Below are 19,954 nucleotides of genomic sequence, written 5' to 3'. Positions count from 1 at the left end.
AGGCTTTATCAGTATTTAACCGCCGGACATCTGATATAATCAGAGGCATTAAATGACGTTTATTTTCAGCATCAGGCAGAGTTCCATGATTGTCCTTTCTCCCGACTCTATGAACGAGATGTATGCCCGTCATCTTGACTGGTATCCAGCTATTGCCAACCCGCCGTCTGCGCCAGAATTTATTGATGGACTGGCAGATATCATGGGGCAATTTGACCTGGTCCTGCTGGATTCCTATGGTGTTCTCTGCCGTGGTAGTACGCCCATTGACGGTGCCGCTGAGGCAATACAGCAGTTAAGGGCAAACCGCATCCCATTTTGTGTGGTTTCCAACGATACCCTGACCAACCGATCCGTTGCCGCAGAAAGGTATCAATCCCGGGGCTTTGATTTCACCGGTGATGAAGTACTGACCAGTCTTGATATAACCGAGCAGTACCTTGGTGGACTCACAAACCGGAATCATATCGCCGTTATTGCGCCTTTGGAGCACCCTTCCAACCATCTGCTGGAAGGCATGGTTCGGCTTAATGGCTGTAATGGAGAGATCCCGAAAGGTATTGATACCCTGCTCTTCCTGACCGGTGCAGGCTGGACCGCAAAAATGCAGGAAAATCTGGTCAGTACAGCCAATGGGCGTCAGTTTGAGCTGGTTGTCGGCAATCCGGATATCGGCGCGCCTCATGGTGAGCATGTCACTGCCACGCCGGGTTACTTTGTCGCAGACCTGGTAGAACAAACCAATCAAAAGGCAAAACCGACACTGTTTGGCAAACCTGACCGTATCATTTTTTCAATGGCAATGGAGCAACATCAGATGACCGAACCATCCAGAGTTCTGATGGTTGGGGACACTCTATATACCGATATTCTGGGGGGCAATGCCATGGGATTCAAAACATTGCTGCTGCAATGCGGGGTTTACCGGCATAAGGATATTATGGACGTCATTTCCAGCACGGGAATAAGTCCACATTATATAGCACCTTGCCTGTAAGCTCAGTATTGCCAATAATGAAGTGTTTAAACAACAATAAGTAAATAACTACTGATTCTGTGTATTGGTGTTCGATGTATATGCATAATCATAACGACTATTTGAACTGTCCTGACCTCTCACTGGCTCATCATCAGAATAACCAATACCACAGAAGTGAGACTCCCCCCTATAAGAGAACACGTTTTAACAGAACCATTAGACCCACACTACCGTCACAAAGACGATCATATACAACGCATCTGTATCCACCCGACAGGCTAAACACCTATGAATGCGGAAAGACTTTTCAGGATTTTCATATCTGCGCCCCACTCAACTCTCAACCAGGGGCGGCCTATCATCGACAGAGGAATATGCCGGGTATTAATGAAGGGTTTGAACTGTTAAGGCAAGGCGATAACCATCAGGCGCTCATATTGGCAGAAGAGATATTAGGAACAAATTACAACTTGAGTCCATGCGTCTATCAACGTGCAAACCAACTCAAAGCAAGAGCCCTGTTAAATTCAGGAAGAATTGATGATTGCCTGCAAACCATAGCACAGGTTGAACCTCCCCTTGACTATGGATTGCTGATGACCAAAGGCAGAGCATTTCAAGCCAAAAATCTCTTTTGGGAAGCACTGCCTATTTTGAGGGACCTTTATAACAATCACTCAAAAAAGGACAACGATAAAAAAGTTAATGGTCTTGCCCTTGGTCGGCTATATCAGAACATGGGGCTGCAGCAGGAGGCGCTGATAATCTTTAAGAAGCTGCACACCAACCGCTTTGTACATAAAGGCACCCTCTGCATCGACAAGGACATAGGGTTAACCCTGGGTCGACAATACCAGTACATGGGGCAGCATCAGGAAGCGCTGACGATCTTTAAGCAGCTGCGCACCGACCGCTCCGGGCATGAAGGCACGCCCTGCAACGACAAGGAAGTTGAACTGGCCCTTGGCCGGCAATACGAGAGAATGGGTCAGCATCAGGAAGCACTGACGATCTTTAAGCAGCTGCGCACCAACCGCTCCGGGCATGAAGACACCCCCTGCAACGACAAGGGCATAGAGTTAACGCTTGGTCGGCAATACCAGGTCATGGGACAGCATCAGGCGGCGCTGATGACCTTTAGGCAGCTGCACATCGCCCGCTCCGGGCACGAAGACACTCTTCGCAACCACAAGGACATAGAGTTAACTCTTGGTCGGCAATACCAGAGCATGGGACAGCATCAGGAAGCGCTGACGATCTTCAAGAGGCTGCGCACTGACCGCTCCGGTCATGAAGGCATACCCTGCAATGAAAAAGATGTTGAACTGGCTCTTGGCCGGCAATATCAGTACATGGGACAGTATCAGCAGTCGCTAACGATCTTTAGGCAGCTGCGCACTGACCGCTCTGGACATGAAGGTACGCCCTGTAACGACAAGGAAGTTGAACTGGCTCTTGGTCGGCTATTCCAGGACATGGGACAACAGCAAGAGGCGCTGACGATCTTTACCAGGCTGCGCACCGAACGCTCCGGGTATGAAGGCACGCCCTGCAACGACAAGGAGATAGAGTTCACCCTTGCTCGGCAATACCAGTGCATGGGACAGTATCAGCAGTCGCTGACGATCTTTAAGAAGCTGCGTACCAGCTGCTCCGGGCACGAAGGCACACCCTGCAATAACAAGGAAATTGAACTGGCCATTGGTCGTCTATACCAGCATATGGGACAGCATCAGGTGGCACTGACGATCTTTAATAAACTGCGCACCGACCATTCCGGGCATGAAGACACGCCCTGTAACGACAAGGAAATAGAGTTAACCCTTGGCCGACAATACCAGTGTATGGGACAGTACCAGGCGGCGTTGACAATCTTTAAGAAGCTGCGCACCGACCGCTCCGGCTATGAAGGCACCCCCTGCAACGATAAGGAAGTTGAATTATCCCTTGGCCGCCAATACCAGTACATGGAACAGCATCAGGCGGCCTTGACGATCTTTAAGAAGCTGCGCACCGACCGCTCCGGCCATGAAGGCACGCCCTGCAACGATAAGGAAATTGAATTAGCCCTTGGCCGGTTATACCAGACCATGGACCAGCATCAGGCGGCGCTGACGATCTTTGAGAAACTGCGCACCGACCGCTCCGGTCATGAAGGCACGCCTTGCAACGACAAGGACATTGAACTGGCCCTTGCCAATATTCATGTCGATTTAATGAACTGGCATCAGTTCGACCAAATGCAGCTTGAGAACAACGGTTTTTCAGGGCCGGAAGTGGACTTATGTACCAGCATTCGTTATTTCAGAGAATGCATTTCTTCTGGCCAGGATAAGGACATTTTAGGGCTTTTGACCAACGCCATTAACCGTGCATGTAATGCAATGGAAAAAAGTCAGTATTTTAATGCATCATCTTCCAGTCAGTTAGGCCACTGTCTTCGTATCGCAGCATTAATCCCTGCAGGGAAAGCACCGGGCATCTTTTCCAGGGATGAACTGAACAACCTGGTTTCTGCCTTTTTTACCAAAGCTAGCCAACTGGCCCCTGACAGACAGGAGCGGCTCAAAGGTGAAGATTGGAGGAAAACAGAGTATGATTTTCTAGCAAGGCTATCGTCAGGGTAACCCATCAAATCCTGGACAATGACTTCATTTATCATCATCCACGCCCGATTGCGCATCATGATCCATAGCCGATTGAATTTTATAATATCTGTCTAACGCTTGACGGAAAGTAACATATTCCTGTTCAAGAACAGAATACTGAATTTTGGTCTCAGCAAACTGACTTTGCAGGTCATTCATTTTATTCTGAATAGCCTCCAGAGGCTTATCTTTGCTTTTGGCTTTATCAAGCTTTTCCTGACACTCGTTAATCGATTTATCAATAGAGGCATATTGCTTACCCAGCTCATCACGTTGCTTCTCCAGATAGGCACATTGCATCTCTGGATCTTGATAGCTGGTAATATGCTCAATCTGATCATGCACCGATTTCATCGACGCTTTAAGGTCTTCAGCCTTGGCTAGCACTTCTTTCTGCCTGACTATATCAACACCATCCTTACCGCTTTTCTTGTATGCGTTCATCGCTGTTTTTAACTGTTTACGGGCATCATTTAGTTTTTCGCATCGCTGTTCATACTCCTCTTCCCTTGCTTGAAGCTTGATACCAATATCCCGTTCCCGGGCATTGAGGGTATCCAGTAAATTTTTCATATTGTTTCTGAAGGCAGAGTGCTTTATTGTTTCATTTGAATAACGTCGAACTGTTTGTGACAGGTATTTTGCCAAGTATTTAAGTTTCAAACCGTCACTGGCACCCCGCTTTAACAGTAGATTATCGAATTTCCCCAACTCCGCCAGATAATCCTTCGCATCAAGACGTTCCATTGCATTCAGATTTTCCAGATACTTCAGATCATATGGATGCTCCAGATCTTCCTGATAATCCAATTCTTTCAGGTGCTTCTGCATCCCCGGATGATTTTTCAGATGTATTTCTGCTTCAGCAGGTTCCATATCGATGGTTTCAAGTGCAGCCTCGAGCGCACAAACATACGCACTGTCTCGAATGTGTGGATCAACCATTGGCTCAATGGCGTTATGATCCAGAATGTTCAACTCTTCAAACATCGTGGCCTTTAATGTCTGGATATGCTGCTGTAAAGAATGAGCTTCTTGCATATCCTTCTTTGCCCACTGGACTTCTGGCACTGTTTCCATAAATATTTTTTTAGCATCCACATATTGGCTGGCAGGAGATAACGATAGTTCAGACTCAAGGTTACTGATCAGCGTAACAACGTCGTTGAAATCTTCTCCAATCTTTTTCATTACCGAATCCGTTACAGGATCCATTTCCGGTACTGTCACCTTTCGTCTTACCGGGTGAAGCGGTCTTTTTTGGTGAATAGCCCGGTCTACAATTTCTTGAGCAATCTTATTTGATGTCCGGTTTAGCGACTTCGCTACGTCTTTCAAAGGTTTCAGTTTCTGTTCCCGTTTCAGTTTCTTTTTTCCCTTCGAAATACCCATGAAAGCTTTGTCACTCGCCAGGTAATGTTGAATTTCACCCTTATCATCGTGGATATTTTCAGCATGCACCTTTTCAAGCCTTTCAAGCTCTTGTAGATAGCCACTCTCCCCTCTGCCTTTATATTCATCCAGTTTTTCTACTTTTATGGCCAGGCGCTGGCAACGCTCAAGCAACTTATCCTGCACTGGATGACCAGAGGTTTGCATATCAGGGTCTGAGTCATCAAGCGAACGTACGTCATACTCAATACCGCTATCGTACGCTCTCTCCCGGTGGCTGGCGTTCGGCGAAGAGGGCGGGCTATCAATGCTTTCAGCCTCACTGATACCCGAATCCTCAGCAACACTGGCTGCTTCTTCTATTATCTCTCTGCCTTGATTTTTCAACGCCTGGGTAGAGCCGACTTTTTCTACCTCTGCATTACGGATCCTTTTCCGTCTGCGCTGCCTGGCGGTACTATAGCGACCTGACCGCTCAACAGGGCTATCTTGTTCTTTGATATCTCTACTTGTGATAAGCGTGTCAGGTTTATCGCCATCAACTTTTTTAGATACCTGACTCTCTGTAGGAACGTTGACCCTGGAGACGGATATCCCCTTATATAAGCCATCATTCCTTTCTTCAGCAGGCCTTACTGTGCCATTGCCACTGTTCGGAGTATTAACACCAATCGGTCCCCGGCCTTCAATCCCTTGTGGCATGTTTATATCCTACCGTTTATTGATATAAGCCTGTTTTTTGATACGTCTCCCTGCATCATCGGCAGTATTCAATCAGAATTCAGACCTGCCGGCATGAGCAGGATGAAGCACTACAAAACCATTCAGGATTTACGATTGGCCTAATAACGCTGAAGTAACCAATTGACCTCATCCTCCAGTGACATTGCTGAAAAATGGTCATTCTCTGCCTGCTTAACACCTATATAGGATGTGGCTAACCCTTCCCCCATCGCTTCCAGCAGTACGTGATTTTCCCGAAAGCAGGATAGTGCGGCCGACAAGTCTTCCGGCAAAGCACTGATAGAGGTGGCTTTACGTTCCTGCTCTGACATACAGCCCGGATCAATGCTGCACTCCTCTTTCAAGTCCATCCTATTTCGCAATCCATCGATACCTGCGGCAATAATGCTGCCCAGCGCCAAATAAGGATTTGCACTTGCATCAATAGTTTTCAGTTCCATATTGGAAGGAGCAACACGCCCTGGCTGACTTGGAATCCTGACCGCTGCTTCGCGGTTATCCCAGCCCCATGCCGTAAAAGCCCCACTCCAGCAGTGTGGAGTAATGCGCCGGAATGAGTTGCATGTTGGTGTGGTCACTGCGGTCAGTGCTGGCAAATGATGAAGAATACCCGCTATAAACTGTCCTGCTTCAGGAGAAAGTTTGCGGGAATCGCCATCGGCAAAGATATTTCGACCCTCCTGCCATAAACTCAGATGGAGGTGCATGCCTGAGCCACACTGATCAGCAAAAATCTTAGGCAGAAATGAAGCGACATAGCCATGCTGCCGGGCCATGGCATGAACCGTTTTTCGGAAGAAAAGCTGGTCATCGGCCATCTTGAGGGCATCACCGTAATCCAGCGACATCTCCAACTGCCCCGGACCACTTTCCGCGTGGGTGGTTCGAACCTTAATGGCCTGTTTATCAAGGCTTTGAATAATACCATCCACCAAAGGCTGTAAAACTGAAAATCCGTAGTCAGATGCATAGGTAAAGTCCTCAGCAGGTACCCACTGGCCCTCTTTGTCCTCCATCAAGTAAAATTCATATTCGAAGCCCACTTTCACTGACAAATTAAACTCGTCCTTTAACTGACTTACCATCCGCTGCAAAAAGTTTCTCGGGCATAGCGGCCATGGTTCACCATTCCACTGCACAATATCGGCAATGACCGCCCCATGGCCAGATGAAGAATCGGATATTTTCAACGTATTCCAGTCCGGTTGCAGCCAGTTTTCACCGGTACCCGATAGCCCTGTATCAACACAAAGCGCATCACTGATCACTGACAATGCCTGACATGCCGCCGTAATACCAATACCCGTTTCCCGGAAAGTGTTCAGTGAATCACGATGAAAAGACTTGGCTCGAATCAAGTTAGCATTATCGCACCATAATAAACGCACTAATAAGCTTGACTGTTCGGCTAATCGTTCTGCAACCACTGACATATAAATACCCTTAATAGTAAAAGATTATTGTTAAGCGCTTTTGAGCATAGCTTATGGTGGTGAATACAGGGTTCCTTTACTGAATTAATGCTACTGTTCTGGTAACTGTTCAGCACCCCCACATAAATCTGGAATTTTCTGATTTTTATACCATCCTCTTAAGCACCATTTTTCCACAATATTCGCCAGCATGATTCCAGAACTACCCGCAACTATGTCGGCTGAGATTCTCTTGAAAGAGAATGCAGAGCTGCGGATGAGAGTTGCCTGTCTGGAAGAGCGATGTCGAGAATTGGAAGAAAAGGTTGGCAAGAACAGTCAAAACAGCAGCAAGCCGCCATCGTCTGATGGTTATCAAAAACCTTGTAAAAACAGTAATTCTCCAGATCATTCTGACGACCTTTCCGCAGATAAAGGTACCGATCCATCGGATGAAAAACCCAATCCTAAAAGTCTGAGACAGTCTTCTGGTAATAAAGCCGGTGGAAAGAAAGGGCATCAGGGCACTTGTCTTAAACAGGTCGATATCCCTGACTATATTGAGTACCTTCCGGTTAAAGAATGCAATAAATGTCAGGCGTCTCTTCTTGATAGTGAGCCGGTCAAATATATTGAACGACAGGTGTTTGAACCAGGGAGACCGGGTGAATTTGAAGTAACGGCCCATAGAGCTGAAGTAAAAATCTGCACTTGTGGTTGTCGGAATCAGGCTGAATTCCCGGAAGGTGTTACCGCTGCCGCACAATATGGCTCAGCCACACAGGCTATGGCCGTCTATCTTAACCAATACCATTTCCTGCCTTTTAAGCGCGTGTCAGAGTATTTTAATACTCTCTATAAAATGAGTGTAAGTGCAGGCACTGTCGCCAATTTTGTGGCCAGAACCTATGAAAATCTGGCTTCTACTGAAGAGGTTATTCGTGACGCCTTGCGGGAATCGTCTGTTGCCGGAGCCGATGAAACGGGTATGCGGGCCGAGGGCTCTTTGCACTGGCTACACGTTATGCGGGATGAACAATGGACGCTCTACTACTTGTCTGAAAAGCGAGGTCGTGAGGCCATGGACACGATGGGCATACTGCTAACATTTGCAGGCGTTCTGGTTCATGATCATTGGAAATCCTATTTTGCATATGCGGCAACTCACGTACTTTGCAATGCCCATCACCTGAGGGAGCTTTTGGGTGTTGTTGATAGGGACAGCAATCAACTGGCGTTGCGATTGATGAAGCTACTGAGGCTTTCCTGGCATTACTGCAAGGGCTTTAAGACCATAGGTATGCTACAGATGCCAAGTGTTGTCTGTGAACGAATCGAGAAGATTTATGACCGGTTGCTTCAGCGGGCTCTAATGAAAGAAGTCGTCTATATGGAGAAGCAACGAGAGGAGCTTAAGCGCAAGAAAGTCAAGAATACTAAAGCTTACAATCTCTTCAAACGACTCACTGAGTTCAAGGCTGAGACACTGCGCTTCATGTCAGATTTTACCATTCCCTTCGATAACAATGGCAGTGAGCGGGATGTTCGAATGGCCAAGTTAAAGCAGAAAATCTCAGGCTGCTTCAGGAGTGCAGACGGTGGTTCTATGTTTGCACGGATTCGCAGCTATTTGTCGTCTGCCAGAAAACAGGGAATGGACATATATCAATCACTTCATAGAGCTGTTCGGAATTACTGTAATATGCCTTTGCTCAGTGCTGAATAGTTACCTGTTCTGGAAACACTCGACAATATCAAGGGCCGTTTTGACGAGTCGGCTGCTGCTGGCCAAACCCTGACGTTCCAATTCGATATCACCGATGACAAGACTTACTACGCGGCTATCGTAGACGGTGTACTGGAGATTGCTGAGGGCACAAAAGATGACGCTCACGTTACTCTGATCATGGACAGCGAAACCTTTGTCGGCCTGATGAGTGGCGAACTGGACGGCATGCAAGCCTTCATGACCGGAAAACTGCGCACTGAAGGCAACATGATGCTGGCTGCCAAACTGGGTGAGTTCTTCAGGCAGTAATACGCTACCGGAAAACCTTTGGTTGCAGTCAACAGACTTTCACTGACCGGTTGTAACGCTTCTCTTGCAGCAGACGACATTCCACCTGCTGCACTGCCTTTATTCCCCGGCACCTCGCTCTCCATTGACCCAACTCAACACCTGTAAATTCTGCCAGCATAGAATGTCTCCAGAACCTGTTGAGCTCCGAACTGTCATACATTCACCAAGGTCTTTTCATTCAGGGCGGTATAAAAATAATGAAGTCAGTATCCATTAATTCAGACCGTCTGCTGAGTGACCTTTACGAACTCAGGAAATTCGGCCAGTACAAGACCGGCGTTATTCGTCAAATGTATTCCCGGGCAGATATGGAATCGAGACAGTGGCTACGGGAACGAATGACCCGTGCCGGACTGGATGCCCGGATAGACGGCCTTGGCAATGTGATCGGTTATTCCGGAAAGTCCGCCAGAACCCTGTTGATGGGTTCTCACACAGACACTCAACCCATTGGCGGCTGGCTGGATGGTGCCTATGGTGTTATCTGTGCCCTTGAGGTGTATCGAGCCCTTGCAGAAAATCCGGATACTGCCCAAATGTCCCTGGACATCGCCTCCTGGGCTGACGAAGAAAACACGTTTCACGGTTTTCTAGGCTGCAAGGGGTTTCTTGGCCAGTTACCCCCGCAGGTAATCAACACAGCCATTCGTGCTGACGGGCTTCGGCTAAAGGATGCCTTACATGCTGCGGGCCTTAATGGTATCAGCGAGCAATATGAGCCCGAACGCTACCTTGCCTACCTGAGCACACATATTGAGCAGGGGCCAAGACTGGATATCTCACAAAAACAGATTGGCATTGTTAACCGGATATCCGGTTGTCGCGAATTTGCAATTTCTTTCTTTGGTGAGAGCAACCATGCAGGCTCAACCCCAATGGCCATGCGGCGTGATGCCGGTATGGCCTTGATGGAGTTTGCAACCACTCTCAATCGCCGATTCCGTCAGACCGGAACAAAACAATCGGTCTGGACCATTGGGCACGCTGAATTTGATCCGGGAGCCGCTTCGGTTATTCCCGGTAAAGCCACGATGACCCTGCAGTTCAGAGACCCTTCTCCAGCCCAAATGGATCGGCTGGAACAGGCGTTATGGCAAATGGCAAATGCTTTGCAAAAGGATCTGAAAGTTGACATCCAAATCGAAAAAGAGACCGATATTCCCCCTGTTCGCCTGGACGGAAAAGTGCAGGAAGTTCTTTGTCACATAGCCCAACAGCACTGCCCCGACAACTGGCAGGTCATGTCCAGCGGCGCAATAAACGACAATGTAATTTTTTCTCGTGTTATGCCATCAGGAATGCTACTGGTTCCCAGTATTGGAGGGATCAGCTACAGCTTTGATGAGGATACCAACGAAGAGGACTTGATCACCGGATGTGAAGTGCTGGCCAATGCGGCAGCTGAGATTATCAGGCAGGCTTCATAAAATCTGGTTATTCACCGGGTCATTCACCCGGTAACAGTTGAGTAGTACCCGCTCTCTCTGCCAGGTCTTCCAACCTTATTTTCTAGAATTCCTGACAGACTGCTACACTTGCTGAGAATTGAGGAAAGCTCGAAATCGGCTGAAAATCATCATTTACCAAACGGCGCCATAAGCCGACCGGTTACTTATTCATCAAACCATTCTGTTATTTCAGAGGGTAAGGCTGATCATGAAATATACTCAGCTATTTATCTTCCTGCTGACAGCCGGTATTGTTGTTGGTAATGCAAAATTATCCGAATCAGTATCCTACCATGATAACGGGATATCCATAGCGATGGACGATATTAACTGGCGGTCTCATTGGCAGAACAATAACATTGGCTTTCATCTTGATCAGACCAACCCCATGCTGGTTAAACACTGGCCCAAAATACGCGCAGTACCCAAGGATATGGTGTTCGTTCCCCTGTGCGGTAAAAGCCTGGATTTGACTGAACTGCACCGGCAGGGGCACTTTGTTCTTGGCTCAGAGTTGAGCGAGATTGCCGTGGCAGCGTTCTTCACGGAACAGAACCTCAAGTACACGACACATGATGCAGGTGAACACGAGTACTGGTCCAGTGATCGTCTGGCCATCATTCAGGGGGACTTTTTTACCCTGGCAGAAGAGAGCATTCCGGCCAGGTTTGTTTACGACCGGGCAGCCCTGGTGGCTCTCCCACCCGGCAGGCAGGAAGCCTATGTAGAGCAGCTCCTGCGCATCGCCCCGGATATTGAGCAAATACTGCTGATTACTGTTGAATACGATGATGTTGCCGCCGCTGCGCCACCATTCAGTATTCCACCGGATCGGGTAAAAGAGCTCTACGGTGAACACTTCGAGATCGACCTGATTGAAACCCGGGATACCAAACCGTCACCACGGAAACAAGCTCAAGGCTTGAAAGTAATTACCGAGCATGTTTTCAAACTTGATCGGAAATAACCCTCTAACCGTGAAACTCCCGCCTGGTAGCGATATAGGCAATACCCATCCCCCCTTCTGCCTGATATCATCGGGCAGATTTCTCCTTCTTCTGATCTCTTCTATTGAATGACAACCAAGTGCGGGCTAACGATGCTATACACGTCTGAAAAAGAAAAAATGCTGGCAGGCATGCCTTATGATGCCTGGGAGTCAGAACTGCTGGCAGACCGCATGCGCGCCAAAAGTCTGTGTGCCCGATTCAATTCGGCTGATCCAACGGACCTGGATGGCAGAATGGCCATTCTCAGAGACCTGTTATCCTTCAAAGATACTGCCCATATAGAGCCGAACTTCTTTTGTGACTACGGTTACAACATCGAGATTGGCAGTAACTTTTACTCCAACCACAACCTGACCATTGTTGATGTTTGCAAAGTCACTATCGGAGACAATGTACTGATTGCTCCTCACGTGATGATCTCTGCCGCAACTCACCCTATTGATCCAATTGAACGACAGAAAACCGAGTACGGTTCACCCATCACCATTGGCAGTAATGTCTGGATCGGGGGCAATGTATCGGTGCTTCCGGGCGTTACCATTGGAGACAACTGTGTCATCGGCGCGGGTAGCGTCGTGAACAGAGATATTCCAGCCAATAGCGTTGCTGTTGGCAATCCCTGCAGAGTCATTCGGACTATTTAATTTCCTGATGTTCCTTTCGGAGACTGCCGATGTTAAGCAACCTTATCTGGATATTACTGTTTTTTTCCTTCAACACCTTGGCAGAAAACACGACGCCCCAACCACTTTCACCAACCGGGCTCATTGCTGCTCATACCGCCGTAATAAGCGATATTGAAGCCACCAACAAACGCGTGGTTCAGTTGGAGTCCAACTGGGAGAAAACCACCTCTGAAATGACCCGGGACCTGATTCAGCAACAGGTCGTCTCCGATATTCGCACCACCACCCGACTGGCTAACCAGTTCCTTGATCAGGTGCAGACGATTAATACCCCGGAGGCTATTACACTGGGCGAGGGTGTGGTAAATACCGAGAACCGCTTTTTTGAAGCCCGGCTGAACCGCGCCTCATCAGACCTGCGTAAATTATTTGAACAATATGAGAAGGCCAGTAGCGATGAACAGCTGCTGGTCCTTTTCAATATCAATGACTTCTATGCCTACATAAACTGGTTGCAGAATGAACGGCTGGACAACCTGAATCTACTGAAAAGCTGGAAGGTCGATACCACCGCTGAACAGCAGCAACTTGACCAGGAAATAACACTCTACGCCGAGTTTATGGCTACCTACCTGAACAACAACACCCGCCAGAAAACCCTGTTACAGGCAGAGCTGAAATCCCTGCCGGCCGATGCCCGCAGCTCTCTGGAAAGCAAAATTGCCGCTCAGGATCGTCTGGTTCGCAGTGCGGTTAACAACCTGAAACAGATCGTAATAATGATGGAAGCGCAGGGACTGCCGGTGGATCATTACAATGAACTGATTTTCAAAACCACCGGCAACCTCGCCGAAGCGGTGGTTAACGTTGATACTCTACGTACGGTGATTGCCGGACTCTGGGACGACCTGACTCACTGGTTCAAATCCAATATGGGTGGCATACTCTCCCGCCTCTTCCTGTTTGCCGCTCTGATGGCAGTAGCCATCCTATTGGCGCGCCTGGTTCGGCGGGTGATATCCCGTGCCGTCACCCATAAAAAAGCCCGTTTCAGTACATTGGTTCAGGATTTCTTTATCAGTGTTGGCGGTAATCTGGTGGTGGTTTTCGGCTTCCTGTTTGCCCTGGCACAGGTGGGTCTGGATCTGACACCGGTACTGACCGGTCTGGGTGTTGCCGGTATTGTCATCGGTTTTGCCCTGCAGGATACCCTGTCCAACTTTGCCTCCGGGATGATGATCCTGATCTACCGTCCTTTTGATGTGGGTGACTTTGTTGAGGCCGGCGGTGTTGCCGGTAAAGTCGGCAAGATGAGCCTGGTAAACACCACGATTCGCACGTTCGACAACCAGGTCTTTATGGTGCCCAATGCCAAAATCTGGGGAGAAACCATCAAGAACATCACCTCAGAACGTATCCGCCGGGTCGATATGGTCTTTGGGGTTGCCTATGGAGACAGTGTTGAGCAGGTAGAAGAGATTCTTGAAGATATTGTCATCAGCCACCCGAAAATACTGAAAACACCAGAGCATATAATTCGCCTGAATGTTCTCAACGAGTCATCCGTTGATTTTATTGTTCGTCCCTGGGTAAAAACAGACGACTACTGGGACGTATACTGGGACATCACCCGCGAAGTCAAAGTCCGGTTTGACCGTGAAGGAATCACCATTCCATTCCCGCAACGGGAACTTCACTTTTATGCCAAAGCGCCAGCAGACCTGCCGGGCGATCGGGTAACGATTCAACGTTCAGATATCGGACTTCGTACGGTGGGCTAGGAGGCTGACCGAGAATAGCGCCCGTAGCGAGGATGGCAGAAAATTGAGGATAAAAAGCCGGAAATTTTTAGTGAATAGTGGTTCTATTTGCTAAAAATTTCCGGCTTTTTAGACCAATTTGCTGCCACCGCAGTAGGGCAGTCTATTCTCGGTCAGCCTCCTAGGAGGCTGTCCGAGAATAGCCTGATTAAGTATAATCAGGCATTTTCTGCCCACTTTGTTGTTGCCGAAACGGATGTCATCAATCAAATTCAAAGATAACCCTGCTGATTTTGACCAGCACCTGATGTTCCCATCGAACATCTTCGACCTGCTGCCACCAGATCATGATTGCTTCGTTTTTGAAGATATCTTCAAGCATATCGACACCTCTGAAGTGGAAAAGCAGTATCACCATCTTGGCCAGAATGCCTACCACCCACGACTGATTATATCGATCCTGATCTATGCCTATAGCCATGGTGTGTTCAGCTCCAGGGAGATTGAACGGCGCTGCAATCAGGACTTGGCTTTCATGTATATCGCCAAACAGCACTGCCAAATTTCCGGGTGCTCAGTGACTTTCGTAAAAACCAGGCCACCTTTTTTAAAAGCAGTTTCAAACAGAGCGTGCTGCTCGCCCGGGAACTACAGATGGCCTCGCTGGGCCACATCGCTCTTGATGGTTCCAAATTCAAAGCCGACTCATCAAAGCATAAGGCCATGAGCTACGCACGACTTAAGGCCAAAGAAGCTGAATTAATGGCTGAAGTTGAGGCCCTGATTAAAAAAGCCGAAACCAGTGACAGTGAAGAGGACGATGCTTATCAGCAGGAGACTGGCTACAGCATTCCTGAAGACTTGCAATTCAAGCAGGAACGGTTAGAGAAAATCCAGGAGGCCAAAAAGCGCTTGAAGAACGGGAACAGGCCCTGAATCCCGATAAGCCGATAGACGACAAAAAGCAAATCAGCTTTGCTGATCATGATGCCAGGATCATGGGTAAAAAAGGCAGTGGCTATCAGTACAGTTATAACGCCCAGATCAGCGTCGACAGCGATAATGGTATCATTGTTGGCCAGCACATCAGCCAGCATGCCAATGACAAGCAGGAAGTAAAGCCTGCACTTGAAGCCATTGCAGAAGCAACAGATAACGCGTCCATTGGCAAAATGAGTGAGGATAATGGCTATTACTCAGGGCCCAACCTGCAAGCGTTTGATGATGCGAACATTGACGCTTACATGGCTACGGATCGACAGGAGAAGCCTGCAACAGAGGGACTGGAAGACTCTGACAGAAAGTTTGTCAAAGCGGATTTTATTTACCATGAAGCAGACGACAGCTTTACCTGCCCTGCCGGTGAGAAGCTGATTTATAACACGGCTAGCAAAGCAAAACACAAAAGCTACCGCGTCAGTAAAGATATCTGCCGGGATTGCCCGTTACGTAAAAGGTGCAGTGGTGACAACAAAGACCCGGGAAAGTGATTCGCACAGACCGCCACGAAGCCATACGCCAGGCGATGAACCGCAAAATGGAAACCAAAGAGGCCAAAGCGGTTTATGAGCGTCGCAAGGTGATTGCGGAACCGCCTTTTGGCCAAATCAAGAACTCAGGATTCAGAGGGTTCAGTGTCCGGGGTAAGGAAAAAGTGGCTGGAGAATTTTCACTGGTCTGCAGTGCTTATAATTTCAAAAAAATTGTCAAATCGGTTTCAACGGGATCAATCCGTCTTGAAGAAGCAAAAAGGCTTAAAATGGCAGCATAAAGGCAAGCAAAAGGGTAAAAACGCAATTTTTACCCCAAAACAGGCTAAATTTAGGTCAATATTTGATCAGCCAAGAAAATGCTGAAGCTTTCGTTTTTTCAATAGCTAGTTCTCGTCCAAAAACGCATCAGGCAATCATAATTAGATTTGTACGTGCGTTTTGATATTTCCTGAAATTCCAGAGCCGCAAAAACTCTTCCCTTTTTTTCTCTAATCTGGGACGGATATTGGAGAAAAACGCGAAAAGCAGGCAGAAAACATCCTCCCACCATGCTGGAAAGGTACTTTCATGTAGCGTGGAGGTGGCTATCAGGATGGTGCCGGGTGTCTGGCCAGAATCACCAGGTTGTAACAGACCACCGATAACCAGCAATGAGAATCAAAACGCTCAGAACCCTTGCAGTGGCAACGTGATAGCCCAAAACATCTCTTTAGCCACGAAATTCCCGCTTCAATACCTGCCCGGAAGCGAAAGAGCGTTTTATACACATACTGACTTTTAGTCATCTCTTCGACTTCAAGTCCGCGCTTCTTATTAAAAGCTACATCGCTGATTCCCATGGCCTTGGCTTTTTCCAAATTAGCGCGACACGCGTATCCGCCGTCACCGCTTGTCTGGCGAGGTACACGACCATAAATTTCTTTTTGTCTTTCCATCATCGGAATGAATTGGTCCGAATCCGCTGGGTTACCTTCCTCAATAACCAGGTCCAGGATCAATCGACTTTTTCCCTGAACCAGGTTCAGTTTATGGCCATACTGTACTTGCCGCCTGTCTTTTACGATGATATCCGTATGGGGTTCATACAGGCTAACCACTTTTTCCTGGGCTGGCACCTTTTCACCCTTAAAGACCCTGCGCTCTGTCTGGGAGACTATTGCATCCACCAGGGGTAACAGGTGATCCACATCGGCCTGCCACTTGTCGGCATCATCAGCCAGGAGACACTGCCCCTGCTGACGGGCGTTTGCTAGCGTGACAGTAGCTTCGATAAGTACCTTCCGGGATTTTCGGGTCAACTGCAGCAGTTTTTTATAATGCTGATGCCGCTCTTCTTTGCCAGCGTAGATGCATTTTCTGGCCGCATCTTTTACGGCTCGGTTGTGATGGGTATATTCATAAAGCGGTGTCGCTGTCAGTGTTTGTCCCCGTTCCAGCAGCCGACAAATTTCTTTGGCTCTTTTCGAATTCCGAACTGCTGAACTATCCTTGGTGGATATAATTAGCCATCGCCAGCATTGACCATGAATATAGGCCGAATCTCAGATCTCATCAGTAATGACACCTGCTTTGAGATGATCCGTGAGAACCGCTGGCCAGATGGCACTGTTCTCTGTCCGCACTGTGATTCTGAGAATGTCAAAAAGAATGGACACGACAATGTGCAGGTAGAGTGCCAGCACTATTACTGTAAGTCCTGTAAGCGCTACTTCGATGACCTGACAAATACGGTTTTCGCAGGACACCACCGACCACTCAAAGTCTGGATTGCCTGTCTCTATTTAATGGGGCTGAACGTCTCCAACAGCCAGATAGCTCAGGAACTTGATCTGTGTGTCAGTGATGCACACCATATGACCACAGTCTTACGAAATGGTGTTGTTGACCGAAAGCCTGAAGTGATTCTTGATGGCGAAGTTGAATTCGACGAGGTCTACATTGTAGCTGGTCACAAGGGACACCCTGAAGCATTAAAAAAATCTGGATCGTCCACCGAGAAAAAGAAGGCTTAAAGGCGCTCCGGGCCGTGGGACTCTTGAAAAAGACAAACCGCCGGTATTGGGAATGATTCAAAGGGGAGGTCAGGTCATTATCAACATGCTGTCGAACGTTAAGAAGGCGACAATCGAACCATTTATCAAGAAACACGTAGCCCCACAGAGCCAGATTTATACCGATGAATACAACATCTATGATGACCTTGAAAGCTGGGGCTTCAGACATAAAACGGTCTGTCACGGCAAAGGTGAGTATGCTCGTGATGATGACAAAGACGGTATTTACGAGGTGCATGTTAATACTATGGAGGGGTTTTGGTCACTTCTACGCTCGTGGCTAAGGCCTCACAGGGGAATATCCCAAGAGGCTTTACCCCTTTACCTTGGCTTTTTTGAGTTTTTGCATAATATTGGCCGAAGAGGCAAAAGTCTTCTTCAGCCCTTAGTCAACTTGCTGGTTACATAGCAGTCTGGAATTGGAAAAGAGCCATTTCTTTAACGGAACTGGCTAAAAGATCACTGTCGCAAGGAGGTTTGATATCCGATTCGGTGACTGTGCTGTCAATAGCCACAGTGCGCCCTTTTTCAATACCCTGATCTTTAGCGGTCATTAGCTGACAGTTATTAATCCGTTCCCATGTAGATGCAGTAAGAAGGCTGATGAGCCCATGCAAACTGGAGCGACTGGGGCGCTGGTTTGGTTCGAGGCGACAAAAGTCTCGAAAGAGCATGGAGTCCATCAAAACAAACGACAAGTAGTCATAATCACAATTCAAATACTGTTTCAGGAGTGCCGCACGAAGAACGGATTCTGCTGATAGTCCGTTCCGCCCAGTGTTCTGTTTATCACCAGAACTTAAGTCCTCATAAATCCAGTCATTGAACTGTGGATGGGCGTCAAGCCATTGCGAGATACCGGAAAGCTGGGAGCAGATTTCATGAGGTACGTAATGGAGTTCCATACTACACTGCGGGTTGCGTTTTTTGCGCATTTGGAGTCCTCTGTTTTTGGCAATCCCTTATGTTTCTTGCTCTTGGGAAGTTTAGTCGCCAGATAGCAGTAGGGCTCCACTTAATTTTTCAGGATAAAATCTACAGTTTTCAATTGGTTGTGTTTTTGGACGAGAACTAGCTAGTTCTCGGACAGCCTCCTAGGGAGAAGACGGGCGCGCCTGAAGATACCTGAAAACCACGAAGCGCACTACGCAGCGCATACAGTGTCGATTAATGCTCCGGCCAAATCGGCATCTTTTGCTCTGCGTGATGCCAACACGTTTTACCGGGTTTCACAGCACTTCTTGTGCTTTTTACCGCTACCGCATGGGCAAGGATCGTTACGACCAACCTTAGTCACCTTGACCGGAGCCGGCTTTTCCAGAGCCTTCTGCCAAATCTCGCGAATATCGTGACACATCACCGCCATTTCACGGGCCACTGCTGGCATTGCCTGCAGCATCTTATTCACATCCGGGCCATTTTTCTTTTTGGATTGTTCCAGAAGCCTGCCAGCACGACTCCAGACATTCAACAGCACCATACATCTGGACCAGGACTCTTCCATAGGCTGAACCTTGGGATGCTTCAGTACCTGGGTCCAGACGTCCATCAGCAGTTCACTGCCCTGCCCATAACCCATCGCCCATTCCTGAAGACGGGAAAATTCTGAAGAATAAACATCTTCAGCCCGGCACTCTTCCGGAAGTACCTCAAAACCACCACTGATGGTCTTTCTGGTTTTATCCAGCAAGTTAAACAGAATATGACGAACAGCATCTTCCTGCTGTGCAGAGGAAAACCTGGGTGTTCTGGTTGCCAGCGCCAGAGCCATCCAACGGTCCGGCGGAACATTAACTGGTGAGTTGGCAATGGCAAACATCAGGCCTTTAATGGCCGACAGCGTCATAACCCGACCGCTTTTCCCGGCAGGGCGTGATGCCAGATAGGCAGACAATACTTTTTCCTGCTGCTGATCAAACTCACAATTGGCCAGAGATGTTTTTCCAGAATTAACGCTCAACTCAATCTCCTCTCTCCCTTTCAGGACAGATACATAAAAAGGTGCAGATCATCTCATCAACCACTGAATCCATCAATAAGTAACCCGCTATTACCGGCAGATATGACAAGAACTCAATGAAAAAATGCAGAAACATTCTGATCCTGTTTCTGTCATATGTCGATGTAGGTATACAACATATCTACTGTTTAATCGGTCAGTTCAAAAACTTACTGATACCCTCGTGAACCAGACTGCAATAGAGACAGGAAAATCAGTGATGATACAAAATCGAGTGACAGACAATATACCCACTTCATCGTTAACCGAATTTAACAGTAATGAACGATCAGCAAAGCTTCAGGGACA

At 47.9% G+C, this 19,954-nt stretch carries 21 protein-coding genes; 14 read left to right on the top strand and 7 right to left on the bottom strand.

Annotated elements, in window-relative coordinates; genetic code table 11:
• Nucleotides 1-52 precede the first annotated feature (52 nt).
• Together MJO57_RS09895 and MJO57_RS09890 are read left to right on the top strand one after the other, a co-directional pair.
• Entirely contained in the window at nucleotides 53-997 is a 945-nt protein-coding gene (locus tag MJO57_RS09895) for an HAD-IIA family hydrolase (RefSeq protein ID WP_252024979.1), read from the top strand.
• A 578-nt stretch (nucleotides 998-1,575) separates the two neighbouring features.
• Nucleotides 1,576-3,606 carry a lipopolysaccharide assembly protein LapB gene (locus tag MJO57_RS09890; RefSeq protein WP_252024977.1) on the top strand — a complete coding sequence of 677 codons (2,031 nt, stop codon included), beginning with the start codon at nucleotides 1,576-1,578 and terminating at the stop codon, nucleotides 3,604-3,606.
• A 24-nt stretch (nucleotides 3,607-3,630) separates the two neighbouring features.
• Here the strand turns inward: MJO57_RS09890 and MJO57_RS09885 are convergent, their stop codons facing one another.
• Nucleotides 3,631-5,721 (bottom strand): hypothetical protein, encoded by a 2,091-nt coding sequence (locus MJO57_RS09885; RefSeq protein ID WP_252024975.1) that lies wholly within the window; start codon nucleotides 5,719-5,721, stop codon nucleotides 3,631-3,633.
• Nucleotides 5,722-5,861: 140 nt separating this feature from the next.
• Nucleotides 5,862-7,121 carry a glutamine synthetase family protein gene (locus tag MJO57_RS09880; protein WP_252024973.1) on the bottom strand — a complete coding sequence of 420 codons (1,260 nt, stop codon included), beginning with the start codon at nucleotides 7,119-7,121 and terminating at the stop codon, nucleotides 5,862-5,864.
• Nucleotides 7,122-7,386: 265 nt separating this feature from the next.
• On the opposite strand from MJO57_RS09880, the gene MJO57_RS09875 reads away from it, so the two are divergent.
• Together MJO57_RS09875 and MJO57_RS09870 are read left to right on the top strand one after the other, a co-directional pair.
• Complete coding sequence (locus tag MJO57_RS09875) at nucleotides 7,387-8,901, top strand: IS66 family transposase (protein ID WP_252017330.1); 1,515 nt, start codon at nucleotides 7,387-7,389, stop codon at nucleotides 8,899-8,901.
• A 9-nt stretch (nucleotides 8,902-8,910) separates the two neighbouring features.
• Nucleotides 8,911-9,213 carry an SCP2 sterol-binding domain-containing protein gene (locus MJO57_RS09870; protein WP_252026999.1) on the top strand — a complete coding sequence of 101 codons (303 nt, stop codon included), beginning with the start codon at nucleotides 8,911-8,913 and terminating at the stop codon, nucleotides 9,211-9,213.
• 28 nt (nucleotides 9,214-9,241) lie between these two features.
• Here MJO57_RS09870 and MJO57_RS32710 read toward each other — a convergent pair whose 3' ends face one another.
• Complete coding sequence (locus tag MJO57_RS32710) at nucleotides 9,242-9,373, bottom strand: hypothetical protein (RefSeq protein ID WP_256493265.1); 132 nt, start codon at nucleotides 9,371-9,373, stop codon at nucleotides 9,242-9,244.
• A gap of 79 nt (nucleotides 9,374-9,452) precedes the next feature.
• On the opposite strand from MJO57_RS32710, the gene MJO57_RS09865 reads away from it, so the two are divergent.
• The 4 genes from MJO57_RS09865 to MJO57_RS09850 all read left to right on the top strand — a co-directional run bounded on the left by MJO57_RS09865 (nucleotide 9,453) and on the right by MJO57_RS09850 (nucleotide 14,120).
• Nucleotides 9,453-10,682, top strand: a complete 1,230-nt coding sequence (locus MJO57_RS09865; protein ID WP_252024971.1) for a hydantoinase/carbamoylase family amidase — start codon at nucleotides 9,453-9,455, stop codon at nucleotides 10,680-10,682.
• 229 nt (nucleotides 10,683-10,911) lie between these two features.
• Entirely contained in the window at nucleotides 10,912-11,670 is a 759-nt protein-coding gene (locus tag MJO57_RS09860; protein ID WP_252024969.1) for a thiopurine S-methyltransferase, read from the top strand.
• A 132-nt stretch (nucleotides 11,671-11,802) separates the two neighbouring features.
• Entirely contained in the window at nucleotides 11,803-12,357 is a 555-nt protein-coding gene (locus MJO57_RS09855; RefSeq protein ID WP_252024967.1) for a sugar O-acetyltransferase, read from the top strand.
• Nucleotides 12,358-12,434: 77 nt separating this feature from the next.
• On the top strand, nucleotides 12,435-14,120 hold the full coding sequence (locus tag MJO57_RS09850; protein ID WP_252024965.1) for a mechanosensitive ion channel family protein: 1,686 nt from the start codon (nucleotides 12,435-12,437) through the stop codon (nucleotides 14,118-14,120).
• A gap of 241 nt (nucleotides 14,121-14,361) precedes the next feature.
• On the opposite strand, the gene MJO57_RS09845 is transcribed toward MJO57_RS09850, so the two are convergent.
• Complete coding sequence (locus MJO57_RS09845; protein ID WP_252024963.1) at nucleotides 14,362-14,655, bottom strand: hypothetical protein; 294 nt, start codon at nucleotides 14,653-14,655, stop codon at nucleotides 14,362-14,364.
• Here MJO57_RS09845 and MJO57_RS33215 point away from each other — a divergent pair.
• The 4 genes from MJO57_RS33215 (at nucleotide 14,545) to MJO57_RS09830 (ending at nucleotide 15,870) form a co-directional block, all read left to right on the top strand.
• A complete protein-coding gene (locus tag MJO57_RS33215) occupies nucleotides 14,545-14,826 on the top strand; it encodes a transposase (protein ID WP_371924874.1) in 282 nt (93 codons plus the stop codon). The two genes, MJO57_RS09845 and MJO57_RS33215, sit on opposite strands and share 111 nt — an antisense overlap.
• On the top strand, nucleotides 14,823-15,035 hold the full coding sequence (locus MJO57_RS33210) for a hypothetical protein (RefSeq protein WP_371924811.1): 213 nt from the start codon (nucleotides 14,823-14,825) through the stop codon (nucleotides 15,033-15,035). Before MJO57_RS33215 ends, MJO57_RS33210 begins: the two co-directional genes overlap by 4 nt.
• A 62-nt stretch (nucleotides 15,036-15,097) precedes the next feature.
• Nucleotides 15,098-15,589, top strand: coding sequence for a transposase (locus MJO57_RS09835; RefSeq protein WP_252024951.1), 492 nt, complete (start codon nucleotides 15,098-15,100; stop codon nucleotides 15,587-15,589).
• On the top strand, nucleotides 15,586-15,870 hold the full coding sequence (locus MJO57_RS09830) for a transposase (RefSeq protein WP_252024949.1): 285 nt from the start codon (nucleotides 15,586-15,588) through the stop codon (nucleotides 15,868-15,870). The genes MJO57_RS09835 and MJO57_RS09830 overlap by 4 nt, the downstream gene beginning before the upstream one ends.
• A 309-nt stretch (nucleotides 15,871-16,179) precedes the next feature.
• Here MJO57_RS09830 and MJO57_RS09825 read toward each other — a convergent pair whose 3' ends face one another.
• A complete protein-coding gene (locus tag MJO57_RS09825; RefSeq protein WP_252019241.1) occupies nucleotides 16,180-16,890 on the bottom strand; it encodes a transposase in 711 nt (236 codons plus the stop codon).
• A gap of 225 nt (nucleotides 16,891-17,115) precedes the next feature.
• On the opposite strand from MJO57_RS09825, the gene MJO57_RS09820 reads away from it, so the two are divergent.
• Together MJO57_RS09820 and MJO57_RS09815 are read left to right on the top strand one after the other, a co-directional pair.
• On the top strand, nucleotides 17,116-17,604 hold the full coding sequence (locus MJO57_RS09820) for a transposase (RefSeq protein WP_252018121.1): 489 nt from the start codon (nucleotides 17,116-17,118) through the stop codon (nucleotides 17,602-17,604).
• Nucleotides 17,573-18,055: an IS1595 family transposase gene (locus tag MJO57_RS09815; RefSeq protein ID WP_252026893.1), complete on the top strand. Its 483-nt coding sequence runs from the start codon at nucleotides 17,573-17,575 to the stop codon at nucleotides 18,053-18,055. The genes MJO57_RS09820 and MJO57_RS09815 overlap by 32 nt, the downstream gene beginning before the upstream one ends.
• Here the strand turns inward: MJO57_RS09815 and MJO57_RS09810 are convergent.
• Nucleotides 18,048-18,581: a hypothetical protein gene (locus tag MJO57_RS09810; protein ID WP_252024947.1), complete on the bottom strand. Its 534-nt coding sequence runs from the start codon at nucleotides 18,579-18,581 to the stop codon at nucleotides 18,048-18,050. The two genes, MJO57_RS09815 and MJO57_RS09810, sit on opposite strands and share 8 nt — an antisense overlap.
• A 284-nt stretch (nucleotides 18,582-18,865) precedes the next feature.
• Entirely contained in the window at nucleotides 18,866-19,606 is a 741-nt protein-coding gene (locus MJO57_RS09805) for a UPF0149 family protein (protein WP_252024946.1), read from the bottom strand.
• Between the last annotated feature and the right edge of the window lie 348 nt (nucleotides 19,607-19,954).

Origin of the sequence: Endozoicomonas sp. SCSIO W0465 (assembly GCF_023716865.1) — a bacterium.
Taxonomy (GTDB): Bacteria; Pseudomonadota; Gammaproteobacteria; order Pseudomonadales; family Endozoicomonadaceae; genus Endozoicomonas.
The sequence above is the reverse complement of the archived record's forward strand: the minus strand, read 5'-3'. Positions and strand labels throughout refer to the sequence as shown.